Here is a 26,602-nt window from a genome sequence, read left to right as displayed (position 1 = left end):
GAGTTATGACCGCATATAAAAAGGTGGGTGGATATCATGGATTAATATATAATTGCCCTTATTTTAGGTGTTGTAGAAGGTATAACAGAGTGTATTCTTGTGGTACCTTAACCGTTCGTCTTTATCTACTTTTGGATATTATAGAATTATAGTGGCTATATTAGCGATTATGTACCTGTATTTATGATTTCCTATGAGGAAAAAATGAAATTGAAGAAAATTCAAAAAAATACTTGCATCGAAAAAACTTTCATGATATATTGATATAGCACTAAGGGACACCGCAATGAACGAAAAAACTTTAAAAAAGTTTTTAAAAAGTTCTTGACACTTAGTGAGGCGGATGTTACAATACATTTTGTCGTAATGATGCTGGCGTAGCTCAATAGGTAGAGCAGCTGACTTGTAATCAGCAGGTTGTGGGTTCAATTCCTATCGCCAGCTCCATTTTATTTCTGGAGGGATTCCCGAGCGGCCAAAGGGAGCAGACTGTAAATCTGCCGTCTTCGACTTCGAAGGTTCGAATCCTTCTCCCTCCACCATCTATAGCGGGGTGGAGCAGTTGGTAGCTCGTCGGGCTCATAACCCGAAGGTCGCAGGTTCAAGTCCTGTCCCCGCAACCACAAATATTCGCAGTGAAGTGAACGTTCATTGTGCTGGTGTAGCTCAGTCGGCAGAGCGTATCCTTGGTAAGGATAAGGTCACCGGTTCAATCCCGGTCACTAGCTCCATACATGGCGGCATAGCTCAGTTGGCTAGAGCAATCGGTTCATACCCGGTGTGTCCGCGGTTCAAATCCGTGTGCCGCCACCATTAAACCTCACGTTGGTGAGGCTTTTTTTATATCTATATTTAAATAATGAATCATATCTAACTACACACATTTGTAACTTAGATATGATTTTTTGTTTATTGATCTTTATAGATTATGATATAATATTCTGTAGGAATGTATATTCCGTTGATTAAATTAGGTTATTATATTATAGTATTACTATAAAAGTATTTTGTTTTTGTGAAGGAGGATTATTTCCTAATGGCAAAAGAAAAATTTGAACGTACGAAACCGCATGTTAACATTGGTACTATCGGTCACGTTGACCATGGTAAAACTACTTTGACTGCTGCAATCACAAAAGTATTGGCTGAAAAAGGCCAAGCTGACTTCCAAGATTACAGCATGATCGATAAAGCTCCAGAAGAACGTGAACGCGGTATCACAATCAACACTGCACACGTTGAGTACGAAACTGCTAACCGTCACTATGCACACGTTGACTGCCCAGGCCATGCTGACTATGTTAAAAACATGATCACTGGTGCGGCTCAAATGGACGGCGCTATCTTGGTATGTTCCGCAGCTGATGGCCCTATGCCACAAACTCGCGAACACATCTTGTTGGCTCGCCAAGTTGGTGTTCCTGCAATCGTAGTATTCTTGAACAAAGCTGACATGGTTGACGACGAAGAATTGATCGAATTGGTAGAAATGGAAGTTCGTGAACTTCTTTCCTCCTATGAATTCCCTGGCGACGAAGTACCTATCGTTGTAGGTTCCGCTTTGAAAGCTTTGGAAGGCGATGCTCAATATGTAGCTAAAATCGACGAATTGATGGACGCTGTAGACTCCTACATCCCAACACCAGTTCGTGATACTGACAAACCTTTCTTGATGCCTGTGGAAGACGTTTTCACAATCACTGGTCGTGGTACAGTAGCAACTGGCCGTGTTGAACGTGGTCAAGTAAACGTAGGTGACACTGTAGAAGTAGTAGGCTTGAAAGAAAAAGCTGACTCCTACGTAGTAACTGGTCTTGAAATGTTCCGTAAAACTTTGGATTCTGCAGTAGCAGGTGACAACGTTGGTGCATTGCTTCGTGGTGTTGACCGTAAAGACATCGAACGTGGTCAAGTATTGGCTAAACCAGGTTCCATCAAACCACACACTAAGTTCAAAGCAGAAGTATACGTTTTGACTAAAGAAGAAGGTGGCCGTCATACTCCATTCTTCTCCAACTACCGTCCACAATTCTACTTCCGTACAACAGACGTAACAGGTGTTGTAAACCTTCCTGAAGGTGTAGAAATGTGTATGCCTGGCGATAACGTAACAATGGATATCGAATTGATCACTCCAATCGCTATCGAAGAAGGTCTTCGTTTCGCGATCCGCGAAGGTGGCCACACTGTAGGCGCTGGCGTAGTAACAGCAATCGAAGGTTAATCTTCATAATTGAATCATAGATTCTAAAAAGGGACCCTGTGGGGTCCCTTTTTTATGCATAATAAAAATGAAGAAAAGGCATGGACTTCTTTCTAGACAAAAAATATCATTCTTTGTTATACTATCCATGTCAGGCAGATGTGCCTGGCTTTTTTGAGTTGCTTAAAATCTTGACATCGCTTGCTACGTATGATATAGTTTTTTAGTATGTAGTCGAGTGTTTTCGAGTACAAGAGACAAGTTAGTAAATATAAAGCGAGGTGTGTCCGGATGCGTAATGCCATTACTTTAGCTTGCACAGATTGCAAACAACGTAACTACCAAACGAACAAGAATAAGAAAAACAATCCTGATCGTATTGAAATGATGAAATATTGCAAATTCTGCGGTAAACATACATTACACCGTGAAACAAAATAATCTTATCATTCATTACCTGTTGATTTGAGGATGTGAACAAATGGCAAAGTCTAACTCAGCAGTTCAACAACGTGGCGGTTTTGGTAAATTCTTCCGCGGTGTTAAGGCTGAACTGAAAAAAGTAGTCTGGCCAACAAGAAAAGAGCTCATCAATTACACAATTGTAGTATTTTTGGTAACAATCTTTATTGCCTTACTCATCTATGTGTTTGATGCGATTTTTGCTCAACTAATTAATATGTTGTTGCGGATTGTTGGATAGGGGGCCATTACATGGAAGCAGATAAGAAGTGGTATGTAATTCATACCTATTCAGGCTACGAAAATAAAGTTAAAACCACTCTAGAACTTAAGGTTCAATCTATGGGTTTGCAGGATGTAATTAGTAGAATACTAGTACCTCTTGAAGATGAAATAGATGAAAAAGATGGGGTTAAAAAAGTAGTAAAACGTAAAATTTTTCCTGGGTACGTATTGGTTGAGATGGAAGTTAACGACCGCTCTTGGTATGTTGTGCGCAACACACCAGGTGTAACGGGTTTCGTTGGTTCCGCTACAAAACCAGTTCCACTTTCTGATTCCGAAGTAGAACATATACTTAAGTCTCAGGGCTTGGATAAGAAACCAACAATCAATGTCGATGTAGAGGTTGGTGAAACGGTTCGCATTACATCCGGTGCCTTTGAAGATAGACTAGGTGTTATTACCGAAATTAACCCTGAAAAAGGAACATTGAAACTTAATGTAGAAATGTTCAATCGAGATACAGAGGTAGAGGTAGAGTTTTCTCAAGTTGAAAAAGCTCTTTAATATATAAATATAACTCTAAAAGAGCAATCGATTTTGGTTGCCAGTGGGAGGATATTTATCCGTTACCACCACAGTATAAGCATAGGAGGTTTAATTACCCATGGCTAAGAAATTAGTTAAACAAGTAAAACTACAAATTGAAGCCGCTAAAGCTACTCCAGCACCACCAGTTGGTCCTGCACTAGGTCAAGCAGGCGTTAATATCGTTGCTTTCACAAAAGAATTCAACGAACGTACTGCTAAACAAGCTGGCTTGATTATTCCAGTAGTTATTAATGTATATGAAGATCGTAGCTTCGACTTCATCACTAAGACTCCACCAGCTGCAGTATTATTGAAAAAAGCTGCAGGTATCCCAAAAGGATCTGGTGTACCTAACCGTGATAAAGTAGCAAAAGTAGGTCGCGATAAAGTTCGTGAAATTGCTGAATTGAAAATGCCTGACTTGAATGCTAACACCGTAGAACAAGGTATGCGCATGGTAGAAGGTACTGCTCGCAGCATGGGCATTGAAATCGTTGACTAATAAGCGTACGACTTGCGCATAAGGCGCAAATCGGTGGGAGGGAATTCCCGTTTGACCACATAAGGAGGATATTATAATGGCAAAAGTAGGTAAGAAATACGCTGAAGCAGTAAAACTTATTGAAGCTGGTAAGTTCTACGAACCAGTAGAAGCAATTGAGTTAGTTAAGAAAACTGCAACTGCAAATTTCGATGAAACAGTTGAAATCGCTTTCAACTTGAATGTCGACCCTAAATACGCTGATCAACAAGTTCGTGGTGCAGTAGTATTGCCTCATGGTACTGGCAAAACTAAACGCGTTCTTGTGTTCGCTAAAGGCGACAACATTAAATTGGCTGAAGAAGCTGGCGCAGATTTTGTAGGTTCTGAAGAGTTAGTAGCTAAAATCCAAGGTGGTTGGAGCGACTTTGACGTAGTAGTTGCTACACCAGACATGATGGGTCAAGTTGGCCGTCTTGGTAAAATCTTGGGTCCTAAAGGCTTGATGCCAAACCCTAAAGTTGGTACAGTAACTCCAGATGTTGCTCGTGCAGTAAACGAAATCAAAGCTGGTAAAATCGAATACCGTACTGATAAAGCAGGTATCATTTCTTGCTCTATCGGTAAAGCGTCTTTCGATGATGAAAAATTACTTGACAATTACCGTACAATCGTTGATACTATTATCAAGGCTAAACCTGTAGCAGCTAAAGGTCAATACATTAAATCTGTAACCTTGTCCGCTACAATGGGCCCTGGTGTGCCTTTGAACGTGTTCAAATTGAGCAACGTTACAAAAGAGCAATAATCACATATGTCTCTTAGCTGTAGACGGCTGGTATGTATAATGGATGAAAATCCGCCCGCTGAGGCTGACACTAGAACAACCTAGGACTAGTTCGACCTCATCGCGTGCGATGGGGTCGTTTTTTACGCTAAGATAGTACATAGAGCACCACAAAATCTATAAGGAGGTAATCTAATGGCTGTCACTGAATCAAAAAAAGCAATTGTTGCTCAAATGAAAGAAACTCTTTCTGAAGCAAAAGGTGCTGTATTGATTGGTTACTCTGGTTTGACTGTTGCGCAAGCAACTGATCTTCGTCGCAAAATGTTGGCTGAAGGTGTTGAATACAAAGTAATCAAAAATACTTTGACTCGTATCGCTGCAAACGAATTGAATCTTGAAGGTTTCTCTGAGCATTTAGAAGGTCCAACTGCGTTGGCTACTTCTAAAGAAGATGCTGTTGCACCTGCTCGTGTAATCGAACAATTCATCAAAGCTACAGACAAAGAAGTTGTAACTGTAAAAGCTGGTATCGTTGAAGGCGAAGTTATGGACGCAGCTGGCATCAAAGCAATTGCAAATCTTCCAAACCGCGAAGGTATGCTTTCCATGTTGCTTTCCGTATTGCAAGCTCCTGTTCGCAACGTTGCATACGCTGTCAAAGCTGTTGCAGAAGCTCAACCAGCAGAAGCTGCAGAATAATATCTGCGAATTATCCATTGGTCGCTTAGGACTGATACAATAAACTATTTTATGGAGGAAATCTAAAATGGCATTGAACATTGAAAACATCGTTGCTGAATTGAAAGAAGCAACTATTCTTGAACTTAATGATCTTGTAAAAGCAATTGAAGAAGAATTTGGCGTAACTGCAGCAGCTCCTGTAGCAGTAGCAGCAGCTGGCGACGCTGGTGCTGGCGCAGCTAAAGATTCTTTCGACGTAATCTTGAAAGATGCTGGCGCATCCAAAATCAACGTAATCAAAGTTGTTCGTGAAGCAACTGGTCTTGGCTTGAAAGAAGCTAAAGCTATCGTTGACGGCGCTCCTGCACCTGTAAAAGAAGGCGTAGCTACTGAAGCAGCTGAAGCTTTGAAAGCTCAATTGGAAGAAGCTGGCGCAACTGTAGAATTGAAATAATTCTAGCCATATTAAAGGCGTACCTAAGGGTACGCCTTTTTTGCTTGTACGCCGAATAGGCATGACTAAACCCCCAGTTAAACTGGGGGTCGGTAAAAAATTCTTAGAGAAAAGGAAAGAACCTCCTAGTGGTAAAATGAAGTTGGTCTGGCAACCACAACATTTCAACATAGGAGGTTCAATGTCAATGAATGACGTAAAAAGCTTATCACATAGTAAATGGAGATGTAAATATCATATTGTTTTTGCACCAAAGTATAGAAGACAAATAATTTATGGTCGGATAAAAGCTGATGTAGGTAAAATTTTAAGAGATTTATGTAATAGAAAAAATGTAGAGATTATAGAGGCAGAATGCTGTCCGGATCATATTCATATGTTAGTAACGATTCCACCACATTTAAGTGTATCAAGTTTTATGGGATATTTAAAAAGCAAAAGTAGCCTCATGATATTCGATAAACACGCAAATTTAAAATATAAGTATGGAAATAGACATTTCTGGTGTAGAGGATATTATGTGGATACAGTGGGAAGATACGAAGGAGCGATAAAAGAGTATATTCGCAATCAATTACAAGAAGATATAGCACAAGATACATTAAACTTTAAAGAATATACCGACCCGTTTACGGGTGAGCCGGTAAAATAGGCAAAATAAAAGCCCCCGAGTAGGGGGCAGCCAGTGGTAATAGAGTGGTTGTCAGATCATTCAAAGCCCTCTTTAGAGGGCTACCACTAGAGAAAGACCCTTATAGGGTCAGAGCAAACCACCCGTTCTACGGGTGGTTATGATTTCTCTTGCGTTCAAAAGGCATATCTGGCTATAAACATGTAAATAGCGTGCCCAAGAGGGCACGCTATTTAAAATGTAATAGTTTCTTTTAATTGATAAATTTTTGTATTTTCAGTTTTACCGATTTCTTTAGTGTAAAGCGAAGCTGGTGATTCTTCAAATTCTTTTTTGTATCGGTTAGGTACGATAATAATTCCTTGTTGTGTATTTGTAAGTGCTTCAAGGAATTCTGATTCTGTAATGGATGGCATTAATGTTTTGCCCTTTGTCCAGCGAGGATCGTCTGTGGTCTTTACGAATACTTGTGTTGGGGTAATGTCTGTGTAATATACAATGGATGTATAGTATGTTCCATATATGTAAATAGGTTGAGTGCTATGTTCTATATATGGTTTAAATTGTAAGCCTGATTGGGCCATTAACACAGGGGGCACTGTCACTGTAATTGCTGCATACAAGATGACTAGTGCTAGAGAGTATAAAATGGTCAAGTTTACTCTTGTTTTGATGATAGACCGATATATAATAAATACTACCGCTAAAAGTAACAATCCAATTACCATCGGCGTTGCTGAAAGTGTTGGCATATAGAGACTAGCACCAGTAAAAAGAATGAAAAATATAATAACTGGGATGATGATTATATTTTTTAAACGATTAGATCCATTAGTCAATATATCCACGGCAGCAGTGCCACCCCAAATTACACATGGAATTATGGCAGGGAATGTATAGGTTAAATATTTTGTAGCTACCAACGAATAGAATAGGATGATGATGGTAAACCATATGATGCTCAATAAGTCTAAATCATCTTTCCAGTTAATCTGTTTTAATCTATAGAATACTGCTGGTGTCCATGGTAATAGTGAAAGTGGAACGATAATTAGGTAATAATACCATACATTGAATTTTGGATGCTCCGATACAAGTGCTCGATCCACATTGTGAAGTCCGAAGAAACCATTAATAAATTCAGAACCATGGATAGCATACATGGCCAAGTACCAAGGTAAAGCAATCACTGTAAATAGGAGAATACCCCATGGATTAAAAAGTAATTTAATATCCTTTGGTAATGTAGAATCTGTCGTACTTTTGTGTGTAAACCATCGTGCTAGAACAAATAGTATGAGTATAAATCCTGGTAATATTAAACCGATAGGACCTTTAGCCAAAACGGCAAATGCAGCAGCTATATAGGCTTTCAGAATTGAACGTTTGTCATTATTGGCAAATGCTAAATAGGAATATCCAAAGATAGCAAGACTAAAGAAAAATAGAAATCCATCAGTGACTATTGCATGTGATATGTACCAAAATTGTAATGTGGTCATTAATAGTAGCGCGCTAGCAATGGCAACGGAGATAGATTGTTTTATTTTGTATACTAGATGATATATAAAGGATACACTAGCCGCAGCAATTACTGTACTTGGGATTCGTGATACAAAATCGGAAACGCCGAATACTTTATAACAGATCATGAGTGCCCAATAGGTAAGCGGTGGTTTATCATACCATACTTGATCATATATCATGGGAGATATCCATGAATTATGTTTTAACATGGTTATGGCTGATAGCACATAATTTGACTCTACCGGATCTGTAATTGAAAGATAGGCATTAAAAAATCCATAGCTTATCATTGTTATGAAGAATAGTGCTATAATTCTTGTTGTATGATTGAATGTTATTATAATCAACTCCTTTTAGTAATATATCTTATTGTACTATAATTTATATTCATATAATAGAATAATAGCATCATAGAGCTGTTTTGTTACATTATATAGAATATTGTTTTATAGGAATAGTTTAAATGACTTTTGTGTATACAAAATACATGATATAATGAAGTCAATAAAAGACCATTTTATACAATGTATTTTGTCTATTTAAGAATAAATGAAAGAAGGATTGTTATGAGAAAAGAACATGATTTCCTAGGCGAATTAGAAGTTGCTGATGAGCTATATTATGGTGTGCAAACAATTCGTGCATTAGAAAACTTTCACATTACAGGTAAACATTTAGACCATGACTTTATCATCGCATTGGCAATGGTGAAAAAAGCCTCTGCATTGGCTAATATGAAAACAGGTCGACTCAATGTATCTGTTGGTAAAGCCATTGTTCAAGCTGCTGATGAAGTGATTGCAGGCCAATTTGCGGATCAATTCCCAGTAGATCCAATCCAAGGTGGTGCTGGTACTTCTGTAAACATGAATATGAACGAAGTATTGGCTAATCGGGCTTGTGAAATTTTGGGCCATCCAAAGGGAAGCTATGATATCGTAAGTCCTAACAACCATTGTAATATGGCGCAATCTACAAATGATGCGTTCCCAACAGCTATCAAGGTTTGTGCAATTTTAAAATCTAAACCATTACTTGCTGCATTGCAACGCCTCGTTGATGAGCTTGAAAAAAAGGCTGATGAATACAGTGAAATTTTGAAAATGGGTCGTACTCACTTACAAGATGCGGTGCCAATCACATTGGGGCAAGAAATGGGTGCTTATGCATCTGGTATCCGTCGTGGTATTAAACGTATTAAATCTGCCGTTGAAGGTGCGCATGTAATTAACATGGGGGCTACTGCAGTTGGTACAGGTATCAATGCTGAACCTAATTATATTCAAGATGTTGCGTATGAACTTAGCGAAGTAGTAGGTGAACCATTCTACACTGCTGAAAACCTAATCGATGCTACTAACAATACAGACGTATTTGCTGATATTTCTAGCGGATTGAAAGTAACGGCTCTTGTATTAATTAAAATGGCCAATGATTTCCGCTTGATGGCGTCTGGTCCTCGTTGTGGTATTGGGGAATTAAAATTGCCTGCTCGTCAACCTGGATCCTCCATCATGCCTGGTAAAGTAAATCCAGTTATTGCCGAAGTATTAAACCAAGTATGTTACCAAGTTATCGGTAATGATCTTACTATTACATTGGCTGTAGAAAATGGTCAGTTTGAACTGAACGTAATGGAACCTGTATTGGCGTACAATTTGTTCAATAATCTTTGCTACCTCAAAAATGGTGTAAATACATTTGTTGATAAATTGTTGGTGGATCTTGAAGTAGATCGTGAACAATGTGAATACTGGTTGAATCGTTCTGTTGGTATCGTAACAGCATTATTACCACATCTTGGCTATGAAACTGCATCTGCATTGGCTAAAGATGCTTATACATCTGGTCGTGCTATTCGCGATATTATCTTGGATCAAGGTTTATTGACTGAAGATGAAATCAATCATATTCTTTCTCCTAAGGAAATGACTCGCCCTGGTATTGCAGGGGCAAAGTTGTTAAAAAATAAAGGCAATTAATCTGATTCATTATTTTATAATGCGTCATGAATAAATTATGAAAATATAGAAGCTGTCAACCCTTTTGTTGACAGCTTTTTTATATGATGATAAAATTATAAATTGCAAAAGTAGCATTTTCTACTTTTCCATGTAGAAGCTATAACTTACGTATTAAGGGTTTTCTTCCAAGGTTGTGCTTGGATAATGAACGGAGCAAGGTTATTTTTTAATCTAAAAAGGGCCTTGCTTATTTGGCGTTATTAAAGCAGGAAAACTGAGACCTGTAAGATGTCTTTTCTATGCCGTTATAGAAATATGGTGGACCAGTGTATTTGAAGGAGGGAAAGCAAATATGTTCAAACCTGAACAGGTAGGCAAACGGACTCGTTATACATATGCAAAAATTAACGAAGTTATTAAGATGCCGCATTTGTTGGACATTCAACGTAAATCGTACGAATGGTTCTTGGAGAGCGGTTTACAAAATATTTTCAACGATATTTCTCCGATTAAAGACAATTCAGGTAATTTAGTACTTTCTTTTGAAGGTTTCAGCTTAGGTGAACCTAAGTATGATATTAATGAGTGTAAAAATCGTGATGCTACATACGCAGCACCACTTCGTGTAAATATCCGTTTAGTTAATAATGATCCTGAAAATATGGACATTAAAGAACAAGAAGTATTCATGGGTGATTTCCCATTGATGACGGATACAGGTACTTTCATTATCAATGGTGCAGAACGTGTTATCGTATCTCAATTGGTACGTTCCCCTGGCGTGTACTATGGTAAAGAAATCGATACAATGGGGAACCGTTTATATGAATCCACAGTTATCCCAAATCGTGGTGCTTGGATCGAATTAGAAACGGATGCCAGCGAAATCATTGCTGTTCGTATTGACCGCAACCGTAAATTACCAGCTACTGTACTTGTTCGTGCATTAGGTTGGAATACTAATGAAAGTATCCTCGATTTGTTCTGGAACGGTCAAACCGACGAAGATGGTTTACCAGTATATGATGAACGTATCGTTCGCACATTAGAGAAGGATACTACTCAATCTGCTGATGAAGCATTGGTAGAAATCTATAAAAAATTACGTCCAGGCGAACCACCTACTGTAGAATCTGCTCGTAATTTATTCGATAATTTATTCTTCGACGCTCGTCGCTATGATTTGGCTCGCGTAGGTCGTTATAAATTAAATAAAAAATTGGGTTGGCGCCAACGTATGTTGGGCCAAACATTGGCACAACCAATTATTGATACTGAAACTGGGGAAATCATCCTTGATGCAGGTGTACAAGTTGGGGAAGAACAACTTGATATCGTTGCTAACAGTGGTGTATTCAGTGGTGAAGGTTTTGCTGAATTCTATATTACTAACTCTGATGGCGTTGTGTCTAAAATCATTTGCAACAACTGCAATTTAGACTTTAATCATCGTACAGTTACAAGAGAAGATATGATCGCAAACATCTCTTATCTCTTGAACTTGATGGATGGTGCTGGTCATACAGATGATATCGACCATTTGGGTAACCGTCGTCTCCGTTGTGTAGGCGAATTGTTACAAAACCAATTCCGTATTGGCTTAACTCGTATGGAACGCGTTGTTCGTGAACGTATGACGATTCAAGAAATTGAATCTATCACGCCACAAGCATTGATTAATATTCGTCCAGTAGTGGCAGCCATCAAAGAATTCTTTGGTTCTTCCCAGTTGTCCCAGTTCATGGACCAAACAAATCCATTAGCAGAATTGACTCACAAACGTCGTCTATCTGCCCTTGGTCCTGGCGGTTTGTCTCGTGAGCGTGCAGGCTTCGAAGTTCGTGACGTGCATCACTCTCACTATGGCCGTATGTGTCCAATCGAAACACCAGAAGGTCCTAACATCGGTTTGATCAACTCCTTATCTAACTATGCGAAGGTAAATGAGTTTGGCTTTATCGAAGCTCCATATCGTAAGGTTGAAAAAATCTATGGCGAAGGTGCAGATGCAGATAAAGTTGTTAAAGTGCGCGTATCTGAAAGCGTTGCTTACATGACTGCCGATGAAGAAGAAGGCATGACTATTGCCCAAGCGAACTCCCCACTCGATGCAGAGGGCTGTTTTGCTACTGAGCATGTAGCTTGTCGTCGTGGTCATGACGTATTAGAAGTTACACCTGACAAGGTTGACTATATGGACGTTAGTCCAAAAGAAGTTGTATCTATCGGTACAGCTATGATTCCATTCCTTGAAAATGACGATGCTAACCGTGCCTTGATGGGTGCGAACATGCAACGTCAGGCGGTACCACTTTTGCGCGCGCAAGCTCCACTTGTTGGTACAGGTATGGAATATACAGCAGCTACTGACTCCGGCGTTTGCGTGTTAGCGCGTGAAGCAGGTAAAGTTGTACGTTGCTGGGGTAATGAAATTCACGTTCTTCGTGATAGCGATGGTCGTGTTGATACATACCGTTTAAACAAATTCCTTCGCTCTAACCAATCCACATGCTTTAACCAAAAACCAATCGTTAATCGTGGCGATCATGTTGTAAAAGGTCAAGTTTTGGCTGATGGTCCAGCTACTGATGGCGGCGAATTGGCACTGGGTTATAACGTTCTTGTAGCGTTCATGCCGTGGGAAGGTTACAACTACGAAGATGCAATCTTACTTAGTGAAGAACTTTGCAAAGAAGATATCTATACATCCATTCATATTGAAGAATACGAATGTGATGCGCGAGACACTAAATTAGGTGCTGAAGAAATTACTCGTGAATTGCCTAATACTGGTGATGACACACTTAAAAACTTGGATGAAGAAGGTATCATCTGCATCGGTGCAGAAGTACATCCTGGCGACATTTTAGTTGGTAAAGCAACACCAAAAGGTGAAACTGAACTTACTCCTGAAGAACGTTTATTACGTGCTATCTTTGGTGATAAAGAACGCGAAGTTCGCGATACATCCTTGCGTGTGCCTCATGGCGAATGTGGTAAAGTTGTTGACGTTAAGGTGTTTACTCGTGAAAATGGCGATGATTTACAACCAGGTGTAAATAAACTTGTTCGTGTATATATCGCTCAAAAACGTAAAATTCACGAAGGCGATAAAATGGCGGGGCGTCATGGTAACAAAGGTGTCGTTTCTCGCGTTATGAGAAAAGAAGATATGCCATTCCTTCCTGATGGTACTCCAGTACAAATCGTATTGAACCCATTGGGCGTACCTTCTCGTATGAATATCGGTCAGGTTCTTGAAACTCACTTAGGTTGGGCTGTTCAAGGCTTGGGTATGAAAATCAAAGCTACAGACCTTCATATTCAAAACGTGTTGAAAGAGGCTCGTACAGATGCATCTTATTGGGAAGAAATTGATTCAATTCGCAATCTATATGCAGAAATTCAAGAGTTAGAAGCGAAAATTGCTGAAGATGTGACTACATCTCATTTCGAAATTGACGAAAAAATCATTAGCTTGAAAACTCAAATTCTTGAACATGTAGAAGAAGCGGCGAAGAAGAAATTTGCTGCTCTAGGTGGCGAAGAACGCTATGCGGAATTAAAAGCTATTGAAACTAAATACCATGATCTTCATATGGAATATTTCGGTACTGAAGAAGAAACACCTGAAATGGATCCTGTATTAGTAGAAGAATTAGAAGGTATTAATAAAGTAAAAGCTACATTAAATCATATTGAAGAAGCTCGTGCTAAACGTGTTGAAATCCGTGCAGATTTAGAAAAACTCGGTTACGATTACGATACATATGGCATGCCAAAACCTGATGTAGCAGGTATTCATATTGCTACACCTGTATTTGACGGCGCGCACGAAAAAGATGTTTTCGAAACATTGGCAATTGCTGGTCGTTCCGATGACGGCAAAACGGTATTGTACGATGGTCGTACTGGTGAACCAATGGATAACCGTGTAACTGTTGGTTACGTTTACATGTTGAAACTTCACCATTTGGTTGATGATAAAATCCATGCTCGTTCCACTGGTCCGTACTCCCTTGTTACACAACAACCATTGGGCGGTAAAGCTCAGTTCGGTGGTCAACGTTTCGGGGAAATGGAAGTGTGGGCTCTCGAAGCATATGGTGCAGCTTATACTCTTCAAGAGCTGTTAACTGTTAAATCTGACGACGTTGTTGGTCGTGTGAAAGCTTACGAAAAAATCGTTAAAGGCGAAAATATCCCTGAACCAGGTGTACCTGAGTCCTTTAAAGTATTGCTCAAAGAACTTCAAAGTATCGGTCTTGATGTAAAAATCTTGAACGAAGATCAAGAAGAAGTTGTTATGAAAGAACTTGATGACGAAGATGAAGTGGTAGAAACTGGTATTGAAGATGTTATGGACGGCAGTGCTGTTGAAACAGATGAAGTAACAGTAGTAGACCCAGAAGCAGAGGAAGAAATCGAGGTTTCTAACGGCGGAGATGATGATATTCTTAGCCAATTAGCATTCCCAATTAGTGAACCCTCTCATAATGAAGACTGACACTGAATATAAGGAAGGGAGCGATAGTAGTGCTAGACGTAAATGAATTTGATTCCATGCGAATCGGTTTAGCCTCTCCAGAGCAAATCTTAGAATGGTCTCATGGGGAAGTTAAAAAACCTGAAACAATTAACTACCGTACGTTAAAGCCAGAACGTGATGGTCTATTTTGCGAACGCATTTTTGGACCAACAAAGGACTGGGAATGTCACTGCGGTAAATATAAACGTATTCGCCATAAAGGCGTAGTCTGTGATAAATGTGGCGTAGAAGTAACTCGTGCAAAAGTACGTCGTGAACGTATGGGCCATATTGAATTGGCTACACCTGTATCCCATATCTGGTATTTCAAGGGTATCCCATCTCGTATGGGTCTCATCCTTGATGTATCCCCACGTTCCTTGGAACGTGTATTGTATTTTGCTTCCTACATCGTAGTTGATCCTGCAGGTAGCCCATTGGCAAAACGTCAATTGTTATCTGAACAAGAATACCGTGAATACGAAGCTCAATTCAATGAAGATGGATATTCCATTGGTGGCAAATCTGTAGTTATTGAAACTGTGGCACAACGTAATGAACGTTTGGCTATCGTTCGTGAAGCACAACGTAAAGAACGTTATAACGCAGCACTTCGTGAAGATGCTACAATTCCAGAAGCAGATAAAGAATATGAAGAGTTAACTCGTGAAGAACGTTACGAATTAGGTGCTACAGAAGAAATCTTATTCGTATGTATCGACATGGGTGCAGAAGCGGTAAAAGCATTATTGGCTGAACTTGATTTGGAACAATTAAATGCTGAATTACGCGAAGAGTTGAACACTGCTAGTGGTCAACGTAAAATTCGTGCGGTTCGTCGCTTAGAAGTAGTAGAAGCATTCCGTCAATCTGGCAACCGTCCAGAATGGATGATTATGGACATCGTTCCTGTTATCCCACCTGAATTGCGCCCAATGGTTCAATTAGATGGTGGTCGTTTCGCTACATCCGATCTTAATGATTTATACCGTCGTGTTATCAATCGTAACAATCGCTTGAAACGTTTGTTAGACTTAGGTGCACCTGATATTATCGTGCGCAATGAAAAACGTATGCTTCAAGAAGCTGTTGACGCATTGATCGATAACGGTCGTCGTGGTCGCCCTGTAACAGGTCCTGGTAACCGTCCATTGAAATCCTTATCCGATATGCTAAAAGGTAAACAAGGTCGGTTCCGTCAAAACTTGCTCGGTAAACGTGTTGACTATTCCGGTCGTTCCGTTATCGTAGTAGGTCCTGAACTTAAAATGCACCAATGTGGTTTGCCAAAAGAAATGGCATTGGAATTGTTCAAGCCATTCGTTATGAAACGTTTGGTAGAACGCGGTCAAGCGTCCAACATCAAGGCTGCTAAACGCCAAGTTGAGAGAATCGGCCCTGGCGTATGGGAATCTTTGGAAGAGGTAATCAAAGAACATCCAGTTCTCTTGAACCGTGCCCCTACATTGCACAGACTTGGTATCCAAGCTTTCGAACCAATCCTTTGGGAAGGCCGTGCTATCAAATTGCATCCATTAGTATGTACAGCCTTCAACGCCGACTTTGATGGTGACCAAATGGCGTGTCACTTACCATTGTCCGTAGAGGCTCAAGCAGAAGCTCGTACATTGATGCTTTCCAGCCATAATATCTTATCTACAAAAGACGGTAAACCAGTAGCGGTACCTTCTCAAGATATGATTTTGGGTACATACTACTTAACAGTTGTACGTGAAGATACTCGCGAAAAGGCAAAAACATTTGCTACTTATGACGAAGTTATGCTTGCCTATGAAGCAGGTATCATCGGCTTGCAAGATATTCTTTATATCCGTATGCCTGAATATGGCCGCGTAGAAACTACTGCAGGTCGTCTGATTTTCAACAATGCACTATTCCCAGAATTGTGGCAATATGCACAAAAAGAAGATGGCACTTACTCCTTGGGTAAGGTTATGGATAAGAAAACGGTTGGTAAATTAGTTGACCAATGTTTCCAATTATTTGGCAATGAAAAGACAGCTGAACTTTTAGATAGAATTAAATCTCTTGGTTATTCCTTTGCACGTCGTGCGGGTATGACCGTAGCGATTGCTGATATTAAAGTACCAGAAGTTAAATTCGAATTACTTGATACAGCAGAGCAAGAGGTAGAAAAAGTATCCCGTATGTACCGCCGTGGTTTGATTACGGAAGAAGAACGCTACCGCAAAACCATCCAATTATGGACAAAAGCAACAGAAGATGTTACTGAGGCTATGATGGATAATATGGCGCGCGACAAAGATGGCTTCAACCCTGTTTACATGATGGCTATCTCTGGTGCCCGTGGTAACAAACAACAGATCCGTCAGCTTGCTGGTATGCGTGGTTTGATGGCCGATCCATCTGGTCGTATCATCGACTTACCAATCAAAGCAAACTTTAAAGAAGGCTTGACTGTATTGGATTACTTTACTTCCTCTCACGGTGCTCGTAAAGGTTTGGCCGATACAGCTCTTCGTACAGCTGACTCCGGTTACTTGACTCGTCGCCTCGTTGATGTATCTCAAGATGTTATCGTTCGTGAGGACGATTGTGACGTAGTTGGTATCGACTTGGTTCGTGAACGTGCTCGTTTGGCGACTTCTCCTCGTCAAGCTCTTGAAATGTTGAAAGATAAATTAATTGGTCGCGTTCTCGACAAAGATGTAGTGAATGCTGAAACTGGTGAATTAGCGGTTCCTGCAGAAACTATTCTTGATGAACAAAGCTTGTCCGATATCGCAGATGCTGGTGTAACTGCAATTTCCTTACGCGGTGCACATTTAGGCTCCGATAGCGATATTAACCATACTAATTTGGTTCAAAAAATTCTTCTTGGTGAAAGTGATGACAGCATCCGTGCAACATTGAAAGAAACTATGGTTCAAAATATGTTAAATAAGGATACTGTACATGCTATTGTGGATAGCCATGGTGTAGAAATCTACCCTGCTGACACACGCCTTACAGAAGAGGGGATAGAAGCTATTCTTAACTCCGATGTAAAAGAAGTACAAGTACGCAATAATGAAATCAACGGTATCGAAGTTGAAGCTATTGTTGAAGGTACTGGTATTATCGAACCATTAAAAGATCGTATCGTAGGTCGTATTGCAGCTGAAGAATTAGTTAACAAGGAAACTGGTGAAGTTATCGTTCCATTGAATGGCGAAATCACAGAAGACCTTGCTGACGAAGTTGTAAAACATTACGATATCGTTAAGATTCGTTCCGTATTGACATGTCGCAGCCCTTATGGCGTATGCCGTAAGTGTTATGGTCGTGATCTTGGTACAGGCAACCAAGTCCAAGTTGGTGAAGCTGTTGGTATCATTGCAGCTCAATCCATCGGTGAACCTGGTACACAGTTAACAATGCGTACATTCCATACAGGTGGTGTCGCAGGTGACGATATTACTCAAGGTTTGCCTCGTGTCGAAGAATTGTTCGAGGCGCGTAAACCGAAACGTAATGCTATCATCGCGGAAAATGAAGGTGTGGTTCGCGTTGTACCTAACGAAGGTAAAAAAGGTACAAACACTATCTTTATCACTGGTGAAGACGGTATTGAACTCGACTACCTCATCCCTTATGGTTCCCGCATTATCGTTAAAGACGGTGATGTAGTATCCTTGGGTGCACGTTTAACAGAAGGCTCTATTAACCCTCATGACATCATGCGTGTAATGGGTACACAAGCTACACAACGTTACCTTGTATACGAAGTACAAAAAGTATATAAATCTCAAGGTGTAGAAATTAACGATAAACACATCGAGGTTATTGTTCGTCAAATGCTTCATAAAGTAAAAATTGAAACAGCTGGCGATGCTGATATGCTTCCAGGTGATATGATTGACATCAATACATTTGATGAAGAAAACCGTCGTCTCACATTAAATGGCAAAGAAAATGCTACAGGTAAGCGCACATTGTTGGGTATTACCAAAGCTGCTTTGGCTACAGATTCCTTCTTGTCTGCTGCATCTTTCCAAGAAACGACTCGTGTTCTTACTGATGCTGCTATTAAAGGCAAAATCGATCCATTATTGGGTCTTAAGGAAAATGTTATCATTGGTAAGTTGATTCCTGCTGGTACCGGTATGAGCCGTTACCGCAAAATTGAAGTAGTTAAGAAGGCTCCTGAAATTTTAGAATTAACTGATGATGGTGAAATCATAGGAGAATAAGCTTATATATTGCTTAGCAATGTATAGCTAACTCAAAAGAGATATTCTTCGGTCATTATTTGATCTAGGAATATCTCTTTTTCTATTATATCAATTTCGCATAATAAAACTGCATTAATTGAATTGGATATGTATAAAACGTATAAAAATAAGTGAATTAATCGATAATTGCATAAAAAAACGTATAGACTACATGTAATTCATTAAAATGATACACACGGATAAGTGTACATATTAAATACAGTGAAATAGCGGCTTTGAGTGTGAAAAAACCTTTGACATGCGTTTTAGTAATTGATATACTTACATAGTGCTTAGAGGGCAAGTGCGCCCTGAGCATAGTTTCGTAAGGAGAAGATGTAACCATGGACATTGCCCATTTGGCATCGGCGAACAAGACAATAGGTGCTAAGCAAACGATTAAATCAATTGCAAAAGGCTCTGTTAAGTTTGTGTTTCTCGGCTGCGATAGCGATAGCTGCGTAGTAGATCCTGTACGGATGGCTTGCGTGGAACATAATATACCGTTCGACGATAAGCATACGATGGATGACCTTGGTCGTGCGTGCCGCATTAAGGTGCGGGCCACAGCGGTAGGCATCCTACGTTAATCTCGGTAATATCCGATGTAACAATTTGTTATGACGGATCAATTATAAATCTCAAATTTGGAAAGGAGGTGCCCAAATGCCAACAATTAATCAGCTAGTACGCAAAGGCCGCATGAGCTTGACTAAAAAATCTACAGCTCCAGCGCTTCAAGAATCTCCACAAAAACGTGGTGTATGTACTCGTGTGTACACAGCTACTCCAAAGAAACCAAACTCCGCGCTTCGTAAAGTTGCCCGTGTACGTTTGACAAACGCTATTGAAGTAACTGCTTACATTCCAGGCATTGGTCACAATTTACAAGAACACAGTGTTGTACTTATCAGAGGCGGTCGTGTAAAAGACCTTCCAGGTGTGCGTTATCACATCGTTCGTGGTGCATTGGATACAGCTGGCGTACAAAATCGTATGCAAAGTCGTTCCAAATACGGCGCGAAAAAAGCTAAAAAATAATTTTAGCCATTAAACGAAATAAACACACATCATTATAAAGGAGGAATTGAACATGCCAAGAAAAGGCCCTGTTCCGAAACGTGATGTACTTCCAGATCCGGTGTACAACAGCAAATTAGTAACACGTTTCATTAACAAAGTTATGTACGATGGCAAAAAAGGCATTGCTGAAACTATCGTATATGATGCATTTGAAATTATTCGTTCCAAAATGGGTCAAGACCCAATGGAAGTTTTTGATCAAGCATTGAAAAATGTTATGCCTGTACTTGAAGTACGTGCTCGCCGTATCGGTGGTGCGAACTACCAAGTGCCAGTTGAAGTTCGTGCTGATCGCCGTCAAACACTCGGCATTCGCTGGGTTGTAAACTATGCTCGTCTTCGTGGTGAACGCACTATGAAAGAACGCTTAGCAGGCGAATTGATGGACGCTTTCAACAATGCAGGCGCTGCAATCAAGAAAAAAGAAGATACTCATAAAATGGCAGAAGCTAATAAAGCATTTGCTCATTATCGTTGGTAATAAGAGGTGACAACTGTGGCAAGAGAGTTTTCCTTAGCAAAAACTCGTAATATCGGTATCATGGCCCACATCGATGCTGGTAAGACAACAACTACAGAACGTATCCTCTACTATACAGGTATCGTTCACAAGATCGGCGAAGTACATGAAGGCGCTGCTACGATGGACTGGATGGAGCAAGAACAAGAACGTGGTATCACAATCACTTCTGCTGCGACAACTTGTCAATGGAAAGAACATCGTATCAACATCATCGATACTCCTGGTCACGTTGACTTTACTGTAGAAGTAGAACGTTCTTTACGTGTACTTGACGGTTCTGTTGCGGTATTCAGTGCTAAAGGCGGCGTTGAACCACAATCCGAAACAGTATGGCGTCAAGCTTCTAACTACGGTGTGCCTCGTATCGCTTATGTAAATAAGATGGATACTGTAGGTGCTGACTTCTTTAACGTAGTTGACATGATGAAAGCTCGTCTAGGTGCAAATTCCGTAGCTATTCAAGTCCCAATCGGTTCTGAAGATACTTTCAAAGGTATCATCGACTTGATGACAATGAAAGCGGAAATTTACTTATCCGATGACGGTAAAGAATTTGAAATCACTGAAATCCCAGCTGAATATCAAGAAGTAGCAGAAGCTCGTCGTGAAATGATGATCGATGCTATTGCTGAAACAGATGACGATATCATGATGAAATACTTGGAAGGCGAAGAAATTTCTGTTGAAGAGTTGAAAGCAGCATTGCGTAAAGCAGTTATTGCTAACCAATTGTTCCCAGTTCTTTGTGGTTCTTCCTACAAAAACAAAGGTGTACAAATGTTATTGGACGCTGTAATCGATTACATGCCAGCTCCAATTGACATCCCAGCTATTAAAGGTGTAATTCCTGGTTCTGAAGAAGAAACAACTCGTCCTTCTTCCGATGAAGAGCCATTCTCTGCATTGGCATTCAAAATCATGGCTGACCCTTATGTTGGTAAATTAGCGTTCTTCCGTGTGTACTCCGGTACATTGGAATCCGGTTCTTACGTTTTCAACTCCACTAAAGGTAAAAAAGAACGTATCGGCCGTATTCTTCAAATGCACGCTAACTCCCGTAAAGAAATCGAACGCGTATACTCTGGTGACATCGCTGCGGCGGTTGGCTTGAAGGATACTACTACAGGCGACACATTGTGTGATGAAAAATCTCCTGTAATCCTTGAATCCATGGAATTCCCTGAACCAGTTATCTCCGTTGCTGTTGAACCTAAAACAAAAGCTGACCAAGAAAAAATGGGTACAGCTCTTGCACGTTTGGCAGAAGAAGATCCTACTTTCAAAGTTCGTACTGATGAAGAAACAGGTCAAACTATTATCTCCGGTATGGGCGAACTTCACTTGGATATCATCGTTGACCGTATGAACCGTGAGTTCAAAGTAGATTGTAACGTAGGTAAACCTCAAGTAGCATATCGCGAAACTATCCGTAAAGCTGTTAAAGCTGAAGGTAAATTCGTACGTCAATCTGGTGGTCGTGGTCAATATGGTCACTGCTGGTTGGAATTGATTCCACAAGAACCAGGTGCTGGCTTCGAATTTGAAAATAAGGTCGTAGGTGGTGCAATTCCTCGTGAATACATCGGACCTGTAGAAAACGGTGTTAAAGAAGCTATGGAATCCGGTGTTATCGCTGGTTATCCAATGGTTGACATCAAAGTTATCGTGTTTGACGGCTCCTACCATGACGTTGACTCCAACGAAATGGCCTTCAAAATCGCTGGTTCCATGGGCTTTAAAGAAGGTGCTCGCAAAGCAGATCCTGCATTGCTTGAACCATACATGTCCGTAGAAGTAGACGTTCCTGAAGAATACATGGGTGACGTTATCGGTGACTTGAACTCTCGTCGTGGCCGCATGGACGGCATGGAAGCTCGTAATGGTTCCCAACATATCAAAGCATATGTTCCATTGAGCGAAATGTTCGGTTACGCAACTGACCTTCGTTCTAAAACTCAAGGTCGCGGTAACTACTCCATGACATTCGATCATTACGAAGAAGTTCCTAAGAAAATTGCTGAAGAAATTCAAGCAAAGAAAAATGGTTAATCTTACATTAGATTAATAGAATTACTATTTTCCTCGGAGGATAATTTAAAATGGCTAAAGAAAAATTTGAACGTACGAAACCGCATGTTAACATCGGTACAATCGGTCACGTTGACCATGGTAAAACTACTTTGACTGCTGCAATCACAAAAGTATTGGCTGAAAAAGGCCAAGCTGACTTCCAAGATTACAGCATGATCGATAAAGCTCCAGAAGAACGTGAACGCGGTATCACAATCAACACTGCACACGTTGAGTACGAAACTGCTAACCGTCACTATGCACACGTTGACTGCCCAGGCCATGCTGACTATGTTAAAAACATGATCACTGGTGCGGCTCAAATGGACGGCGCTATCTTGGTATGTTCCGCAGCTGATGGCCCTATGCCACAAACTCGCGAACACATCTTGTTGGCTCGCCAAGTTGGTGTTCCTGCAATCGTAGTATTCTTGAACAAAGCTGACATGGTTGACGACGAAGAATTGATCGAATTGGTAGAAATGGAAGTTCGTGAACTTCTTTCCTCCTATGAATTCCCTGGCGACGAAGTACCTATCGTTGTAGGTTCCGCTTTGAAAGCTTTGGAAGGCGATGCTCAATATGTAGCTAAAATCGACGAATTGATGGACGCTGTAGACTCCTACATCCCAACACCAGTTCGTGATACTGACAAACCTTTCTTGATGCCTGTGGAAGACGTTTTCACAATCACTGGTCGTGGTACAGTAGCAACTGGCCGTGTTGAACGTGGTCAAGTAAACGTAGGTGACACTGTAGAAGTAGTAGGCTTGAAAGAAAAAGCTGACTCCTACGTAGTAACTGGTCTTGAAATGTTCCGTAAAACTTTGGATTCTGCAGTAGCAGGTGACAACGTTGGTGCATTGCTTCGTGGTGTTGACCGTAAAGACATCGAACGTGGTCAAGTATTGGCTAAACCAGGTTCCATCAAACCACACACTAAGTTCAAAGCAGAAGTATACGTTTTGACTAAAGAAGAAGGTGGCCGTCATACTCCATTCTTCTCCAACTACCGTCCACAATTCTACTTCCGTACAACAGACGTAACAGGTGTTGTAAACCTTCCTGAAGGTGTAGAAATGTGTATGCCTGGCGATAACGTAACAATGGATATCGAATTGATCACTCCAATCGCTATCGAAGAAGGTCTTCGTTTCGCGATCCGCGAAGGTGGCCACACTGTAGGCGCTGGCGTAGTAACAGCAATCGAAGGTTAATTTAACTTTTTATGCTCATCGTAGTGATACGTTGAGCACAATACCCACGACATGTAAGAGCGGCATGTTTTGCCGCTCTCGTGTTGTGTTTTCAAACTATGAAGTAGAAGGTTGCCTCTGCGGAGGAGAATTTCTATGGAGCAGTTCATTCACGAAATGGACGACAGGAGGAATTATTAATAATGGCTAAACAGCAAAAAATCCGTATTCGCCTTAAGGCATACGACCACAAAGCTCTCGATCAAAGCGCTGCTAAGATCGTAGACACTGCAAAAAGAAATGGCGCTATGGTATCTGGTCCGATTCCATTGCCAACAGAAAAGAATATCTTCACGATTCTTCGTTCCGTACACGTTAACAAAGATTCTCGTGAACAATTCGAAATGCGTACACATAAACGCTTGATCGATATTCTTGAACCAAATTCGAAAACAGTAGATGCTATCACTCGTTTAGATTTACCAGCTGGTGTATCTATTGAAATAAAACTATAAGGAGGTGCGATAATGTCTAAAGCTATTTTGGGTAAAAAATTAGGAATGACACAAGTCTTCACAGCTGAAGGCCAATTAGTTCCTGTAACAGTAGTGGAAACTACCCCAAGCGTTGTAGTGCGCGTTAAGACTGTTGAAACAGACGGCTATGAAGCAGTACAAATTGGTTACGGTTCCATTAAAGAAAAACATTTAACAAAACCTGTAAAAGGTCAGTTCGACAAAGCTGGCGTAGCTCCAGTGAAATATCTTCGCGAAGTTCGCGTTGACAATGCAGCTGACTACACAGTAGGCCAAACTCTGGCAGCTGATATCTTCGCAGAAGGTGAATTGGTGGACGTAGTAGGTACAGGTAAAGGTAAGGGTTTTGCTGGCACAATTAAACGCCATAATTTCTCCCGTGGTCCTGAAACTCATGGCTCCAAATCTCACCGTGAACCTGGTTCCATCGGTCCTATGATCTCCGGTGGCGGCGGTAAGGTATACAAAGGTAAAAAACTCCCTGGACAAATGGGTGGTTACAGAGTTACCGTACAACGCTTATCCGTTGTGAAAGTTGATGCTGAACGTAACCTTTTATTGGTTAAAGGTGGTATCCCAGGCGCTAAAGGTAGCTTGGTTATGGTTCGCAACACGGTTAAACCTGTTAAATAATCATTTGTCGAAAGGAGGATTATGTAATGCCTACAGTAGCAACATATAATCAATCCGGCGTTAAAGTCGGTGAAATACAGTTAAACGATGCAGTATTCGGCGTTGAAGTAAACGAAGCCGTAATGCATCAAGCCGTAGTTCGTCAATTATCTAACGAACGTCTCGGCACACATGCAACAAAAACTAGAGGTATGGTTCGTGGCGGTGGCCGCAAACCTTGGAAACAAAAAGGTACTGGTCGCGCACGTTCCGGTTCCAGCCGTTCCCCAATCTGGATTGGTGGCGGTACTACATTTGGTCCACAACCTCGCAGCTATTACAAAGCTATGCCTCGTAAGGCTAGACGTTTGGCAGTTAAATCTGCTCTTAGCGATAAGGTAAATAATAGCGATTTATACGTTTTGGAAGAAATCACATTAGCAGCTCCTAAAACTAAAGAAGTGTTGAATATTATCAATAGCTTCAATGTTGGTGATGCAAAAGTATTGTTCATCACTGAAGGTGATGTAAATGTTGAACGTTCCGCTCGCAATATTCAAGGTGTTAAAGCTTTGGCTTGCGAAGGTATGAACATTTTCGATCTTCTTCATTACGATAAGCTCTTCATTACTAAAGGCGCTGTCGCAAAAATCGAGGAGGTACTTGGATAATGCAATTACATGATGTACTAATCCGTCCGGTTATTACCGAAAAATCCACTAAGCTTATGGAAGAAGGCAAATACACTTTCCGTGTGCCTTTGACTGCAAACAAAGTGCAAATCCGTCAAGCTGTTGAAAAAATCTTCAATGTAAAAGTAGAAAAAGTAGCTACTATTCGCGTTTTAGGCAAAACTAAACGCATGGGTCGTACACAAGGTAAACGTAGCGATTACAAAAAAGCTATCGTAACTTTAAAAGCTGGCGAATCCATTGCATTAATTGAAGGTGTCTAAGAGTCTAGTTGTAAGGAGGCCCACTAATGGCAATTAAATCATTTAAACCGTACTCCGCTGGTCGCCGGTTTATGACAGTATCCGCCTTCGACGAAATCACTGCAAGCAAACCAGAAAAATCTTTGCTCGCTAAGATTTCCCAAAAAGGTGGTCGTAATAATACTGGTAAAATGACAGTTCGTCACCAAGGTGGCGGTCATAAACGTCAATACCGTATCATTGACTTCAAACGTACTAAAGATAATATTCCAGCTAAAGTAGCAACAATCGAGTATGATCCTAACCGTTCCTCTCGTATCGCTTTGCTTAACTACGCTGATGGTGAAAAACGTTACATTTTAGCTCCAAACGGCTTAAAAGTTGGTGACGTAGTATTCTCCGGTCCTGAATCCGATATTAAACCTGGTAACTGCTTACCATTGATTAATATCCCAGACGGTACTCAAATCCACAATATCGAATTAAAAATCGGTAAAGGCGGTCAAATCGTTCGTTCCGCTGGTACATCCGCTCAATTGATGGGTAAAGATAATGGCTATGCTATTCTTCGTTTACCATCTGGCGAAATGCGCCGCGTACGTCAAGAATGCCGTGCAACTGTAGGTGTTGTAGGCAATACTGATCACAGCAACCAAGTAATTGGTAAAGCTGGTCGTCATCGTTGGATGGGCGTTCGTCCTGGTAACCGTGGTGTTGTAATGAACCCTTGTGACCATCCACATGGTGGTGGTGAAGGTAAATCTCCTGTTGGTCGTAAACATCCTGTTACACCTTGGGGCAAACCAGCACATGGTGTTAAAACTCGCGACAAGAAAAAAGCTTCTAATAGCTTGATCATTAAACGTCGTACAAAATAGG

General features: G+C 40.6%; 23 protein-coding genes and 5 tRNA genes. 27 read left to right on the top strand and 1 reads right to left on the bottom strand.

What is annotated here, in order from left to right:
* Positions 1–371 precede the first annotated feature (371 nt).
* The 14 genes from VTHSUH11_RS03825 (at position 372) to tnpA (ending at position 6,536) form a co-directional block, all read left to right on the top strand.
* Positions 372–447: transfer RNA gene (locus VTHSUH11_RS03825), tRNA-Thr, on the top strand.
* Positions 448–457: 10 nt separating this feature from the next.
* Positions 458–542 (top strand) — tRNA-Tyr (locus VTHSUH11_RS03820).
* Between the two features lie 5 nt (positions 543–547).
* Positions 548–623 (top strand) — tRNA-Met (locus tag VTHSUH11_RS03815).
* Positions 624–655: 32 nt separating this feature from the next.
* Positions 656–731 (top strand) — tRNA-Thr (locus VTHSUH11_RS03810).
* 5 nt (positions 732–736) lie between these two features.
* Positions 737–813, top strand: a tRNA-Met gene (locus VTHSUH11_RS03805).
* A gap of 223 nt (positions 814–1,036) precedes the next feature.
* Entirely contained in the window at positions 1,037–2,224 is a 1,188-nt protein-coding gene (gene tuf, locus VTHSUH11_RS03800) for an elongation factor Tu (RefSeq protein ID WP_105092678.1), read from the top strand.
* A 270-nt stretch (positions 2,225–2,494) separates the two neighbouring features.
* Positions 2,495–2,644, top strand: a complete 150-nt coding sequence (gene rpmG / locus VTHSUH11_RS03795; protein WP_004693530.1) for a 50S ribosomal protein L33 — start codon at positions 2,495–2,497, stop codon at positions 2,642–2,644.
* A gap of 40 nt (positions 2,645–2,684) precedes the next feature.
* Positions 2,685–2,906 carry a preprotein translocase subunit SecE gene (secE, locus tag VTHSUH11_RS03790; protein ID WP_005377007.1) on the top strand — a complete coding sequence of 74 codons (222 nt, stop codon included), beginning with the start codon at positions 2,685–2,687 and terminating at the stop codon, positions 2,904–2,906.
* Positions 2,907–2,917: 11 nt separating this feature from the next.
* Entirely contained in the window at positions 2,918–3,454 is a 537-nt protein-coding gene (gene nusG, locus VTHSUH11_RS03785) for a transcription termination/antitermination protein NusG (protein ID WP_005377143.1), read from the top strand.
* A gap of 100 nt (positions 3,455–3,554) precedes the next feature.
* Positions 3,555–3,980, top strand: coding sequence for a 50S ribosomal protein L11 (gene rplK, locus VTHSUH11_RS03780; RefSeq protein WP_004693535.1), 426 nt, complete (start codon positions 3,555–3,557; stop codon positions 3,978–3,980).
* 76 nt (positions 3,981–4,056) lie between these two features.
* Positions 4,057–4,767: a 50S ribosomal protein L1 gene (rplA, locus tag VTHSUH11_RS03775; RefSeq protein ID WP_105092683.1), complete on the top strand. Its 711-nt coding sequence runs from the start codon at positions 4,057–4,059 to the stop codon at positions 4,765–4,767.
* Between the two features lie 174 nt (positions 4,768–4,941).
* Positions 4,942–5,448 (top strand): 50S ribosomal protein L10, encoded by a 507-nt coding sequence (gene rplJ / locus VTHSUH11_RS03770; RefSeq protein WP_059364083.1) that lies wholly within the window; start codon positions 4,942–4,944, stop codon positions 5,446–5,448.
* A 67-nt stretch (positions 5,449–5,515) separates the two neighbouring features.
* On the top strand, positions 5,516–5,884 hold the full coding sequence (rplL, locus tag VTHSUH11_RS03765) for a 50S ribosomal protein L7/L12 (RefSeq protein WP_009351212.1): 369 nt from the start codon (positions 5,516–5,518) through the stop codon (positions 5,882–5,884).
* Positions 5,885–6,071: 187 nt separating this feature from the next.
* Entirely contained in the window at positions 6,072–6,536 is a 465-nt protein-coding gene (gene tnpA / locus VTHSUH11_RS03760; RefSeq protein ID WP_005375295.1) for an IS200/IS605 family transposase, read from the top strand.
* Positions 6,537–6,748: 212 nt separating this feature from the next.
* Here tnpA and VTHSUH11_RS03755 read toward each other — a convergent pair whose 3' ends face one another.
* Positions 6,749–8,332, bottom strand: coding sequence for an ArnT family glycosyltransferase (locus tag VTHSUH11_RS03755; RefSeq protein ID WP_105092682.1), 1,584 nt, complete (start codon positions 8,330–8,332; stop codon positions 6,749–6,751).
* A 276-nt stretch (positions 8,333–8,608) separates the two neighbouring features.
* Here VTHSUH11_RS03755 and VTHSUH11_RS03750 point away from each other — a divergent pair, with 276 nt between their 5' ends.
* The 13 genes from VTHSUH11_RS03750 to rplB all read left to right on the top strand — a co-directional run bounded on the left by VTHSUH11_RS03750 (position 8,609) and on the right by rplB (position 26,601).
* Positions 8,609–10,024 carry an aspartate ammonia-lyase gene (locus VTHSUH11_RS03750; protein ID WP_059364080.1) on the top strand — a complete coding sequence of 472 codons (1,416 nt, stop codon included), beginning with the start codon at positions 8,609–8,611 and terminating at the stop codon, positions 10,022–10,024.
* 334 nt (positions 10,025–10,358) lie between these two features.
* Entirely contained in the window at positions 10,359–14,513 is a 4,155-nt protein-coding gene (gene rpoB, locus VTHSUH11_RS03745) for a DNA-directed RNA polymerase subunit beta (protein ID WP_105092681.1), read from the top strand.
* A 29-nt stretch (positions 14,514–14,542) separates the two neighbouring features.
* Positions 14,543–18,748, top strand: coding sequence for a DNA-directed RNA polymerase subunit beta' (gene rpoC, locus VTHSUH11_RS03740; RefSeq protein WP_059364076.1), 4,206 nt, complete (start codon positions 14,543–14,545; stop codon positions 18,746–18,748).
* Positions 18,749–19,113: 365 nt separating this feature from the next.
* Positions 19,114–19,359, top strand: coding sequence for a ribosomal L7Ae/L30e/S12e/Gadd45 family protein (locus tag VTHSUH11_RS03735; protein WP_105092680.1), 246 nt, complete (start codon positions 19,114–19,116; stop codon positions 19,357–19,359).
* Positions 19,360–19,435: 76 nt separating this feature from the next.
* Positions 19,436–19,810 carry a 30S ribosomal protein S12 gene (rpsL, locus tag VTHSUH11_RS03730; protein ID WP_004693554.1) on the top strand — a complete coding sequence of 125 codons (375 nt, stop codon included), beginning with the start codon at positions 19,436–19,438 and terminating at the stop codon, positions 19,808–19,810.
* 52 nt (positions 19,811–19,862) lie between these two features.
* Positions 19,863–20,333 (top strand): 30S ribosomal protein S7, encoded by a 471-nt coding sequence (rpsG, locus tag VTHSUH11_RS03725; RefSeq protein WP_004693556.1) that lies wholly within the window; start codon positions 19,863–19,865, stop codon positions 20,331–20,333.
* 15 nt (positions 20,334–20,348) lie between these two features.
* On the top strand, positions 20,349–22,424 hold the full coding sequence (gene fusA / locus VTHSUH11_RS03720) for an elongation factor G (RefSeq protein WP_105092679.1): 2,076 nt from the start codon (positions 20,349–20,351) through the stop codon (positions 22,422–22,424).
* A 50-nt stretch (positions 22,425–22,474) separates the two neighbouring features.
* Positions 22,475–23,662 (top strand): elongation factor Tu, encoded by a 1,188-nt coding sequence (gene tuf / locus VTHSUH11_RS03715; RefSeq protein WP_105092678.1) that lies wholly within the window; start codon positions 22,475–22,477, stop codon positions 23,660–23,662.
* A 182-nt stretch (positions 23,663–23,844) separates the two neighbouring features.
* Positions 23,845–24,156 (top strand): 30S ribosomal protein S10, encoded by a 312-nt coding sequence (gene rpsJ / locus VTHSUH11_RS03710; RefSeq protein WP_004695100.1) that lies wholly within the window; start codon positions 23,845–23,847, stop codon positions 24,154–24,156.
* Positions 24,157–24,168: 12 nt separating this feature from the next.
* Positions 24,169–24,810 carry a 50S ribosomal protein L3 gene (rplC, locus tag VTHSUH11_RS03705; RefSeq protein WP_059364064.1) on the top strand — a complete coding sequence of 214 codons (642 nt, stop codon included), beginning with the start codon at positions 24,169–24,171 and terminating at the stop codon, positions 24,808–24,810.
* 26 nt (positions 24,811–24,836) lie between these two features.
* Positions 24,837–25,460, top strand: coding sequence for a 50S ribosomal protein L4 (gene rplD / locus VTHSUH11_RS03700; RefSeq protein ID WP_105092677.1), 624 nt, complete (start codon positions 24,837–24,839; stop codon positions 25,458–25,460).
* Entirely contained in the window at positions 25,460–25,744 is a 285-nt protein-coding gene (rplW, locus tag VTHSUH11_RS03695; protein WP_059364057.1) for a 50S ribosomal protein L23, read from the top strand. Before rplD ends, rplW begins: the two co-directional genes overlap by 1 nt.
* 26 nt (positions 25,745–25,770) lie before the next feature.
* Positions 25,771–26,601 carry a 50S ribosomal protein L2 gene (gene rplB / locus VTHSUH11_RS03690; protein ID WP_059364056.1) on the top strand — a complete coding sequence of 277 codons (831 nt, stop codon included), beginning with the start codon at positions 25,771–25,773 and terminating at the stop codon, positions 26,599–26,601.
* Position 26,602 lies beyond the last annotated feature (1 nt).

Source organism: Veillonella tobetsuensis (assembly GCF_002959935.1).
GTDB lineage: Bacteria > Bacillota > Negativicutes > Veillonellales > Veillonellaceae > Veillonella > Veillonella tobetsuensis.
Note: the sequence above shows the minus strand (reverse complement) of the source record. Positions and strands in the feature narration are given on the sequence as shown.

Excerpts from the sequence above, each read along its gene's own strand:
- tuf (WP_105092678.1), top strand. The coding sequence starts at position 1,037 with ATGGCAAAAGAAAAATTTGAACGTACGAAACCGCATGTTAACATTGGT.
- rpmG (WP_004693530.1), top strand. The coding sequence starts at position 2,495 with ATGCGTAATGCCATTACTTTAGCTTGCACAGATTGCAAACAACGTAAC.
- secE (WP_005377007.1), top strand. The coding sequence starts at position 2,685 with ATGGCAAAGTCTAACTCAGCAGTTCAACAACGTGGCGGTTTTGGTAAA.
- nusG (WP_005377143.1), top strand. The coding sequence starts at position 2,918 with ATGGAAGCAGATAAGAAGTGGTATGTAATTCATACCTATTCAGGCTAC.
- rplK (WP_004693535.1), top strand. The coding sequence starts at position 3,555 with ATGGCTAAGAAATTAGTTAAACAAGTAAAACTACAAATTGAAGCCGCT.
- rplA (WP_105092683.1), top strand. The coding sequence starts at position 4,057 with ATGGCAAAAGTAGGTAAGAAATACGCTGAAGCAGTAAAACTTATTGAA.
- rplJ (WP_059364083.1), top strand. The coding sequence starts at position 4,942 with ATGGCTGTCACTGAATCAAAAAAAGCAATTGTTGCTCAAATGAAAGAA.
- rplL (WP_009351212.1), top strand. The coding sequence starts at position 5,516 with ATGGCATTGAACATTGAAAACATCGTTGCTGAATTGAAAGAAGCAACT.
- tnpA (WP_005375295.1), top strand. The coding sequence starts at position 6,072 with ATGAATGACGTAAAAAGCTTATCACATAGTAAATGGAGATGTAAATAT.
- VTHSUH11_RS03755 (WP_105092682.1), bottom strand. The coding sequence starts at position 8,332 with ATGATAAGCTATGGATTTTTTAATGCCTATCTTTCAATTACAGATCCG.
- VTHSUH11_RS03750 (WP_059364080.1), top strand. The coding sequence starts at position 8,609 with ATGAGAAAAGAACATGATTTCCTAGGCGAATTAGAAGTTGCTGATGAG.
- rpoB (WP_105092681.1), top strand. The coding sequence starts at position 10,359 with ATGTTCAAACCTGAACAGGTAGGCAAACGGACTCGTTATACATATGCA.
- VTHSUH11_RS03735 (WP_105092680.1), top strand. The coding sequence starts at position 19,114 with ATGGACATTGCCCATTTGGCATCGGCGAACAAGACAATAGGTGCTAAG.
- rpsL (WP_004693554.1), top strand. The coding sequence starts at position 19,436 with ATGCCAACAATTAATCAGCTAGTACGCAAAGGCCGCATGAGCTTGACT.
- rpsG (WP_004693556.1), top strand. The coding sequence starts at position 19,863 with ATGCCAAGAAAAGGCCCTGTTCCGAAACGTGATGTACTTCCAGATCCG.
- tuf (WP_105092678.1), top strand. The coding sequence starts at position 22,475 with ATGGCTAAAGAAAAATTTGAACGTACGAAACCGCATGTTAACATCGGT.
- rpsJ (WP_004695100.1), top strand. The coding sequence starts at position 23,845 with ATGGCTAAACAGCAAAAAATCCGTATTCGCCTTAAGGCATACGACCAC.
- rplC (WP_059364064.1), top strand. The coding sequence starts at position 24,169 with ATGTCTAAAGCTATTTTGGGTAAAAAATTAGGAATGACACAAGTCTTC.
- rplD (WP_105092677.1), top strand. The coding sequence starts at position 24,837 with ATGCCTACAGTAGCAACATATAATCAATCCGGCGTTAAAGTCGGTGAA.
- rplW (WP_059364057.1), top strand. The coding sequence starts at position 25,460 with ATGCAATTACATGATGTACTAATCCGTCCGGTTATTACCGAAAAATCC.
- rplB (WP_059364056.1), top strand. The coding sequence starts at position 25,771 with ATGGCAATTAAATCATTTAAACCGTACTCCGCTGGTCGCCGGTTTATG.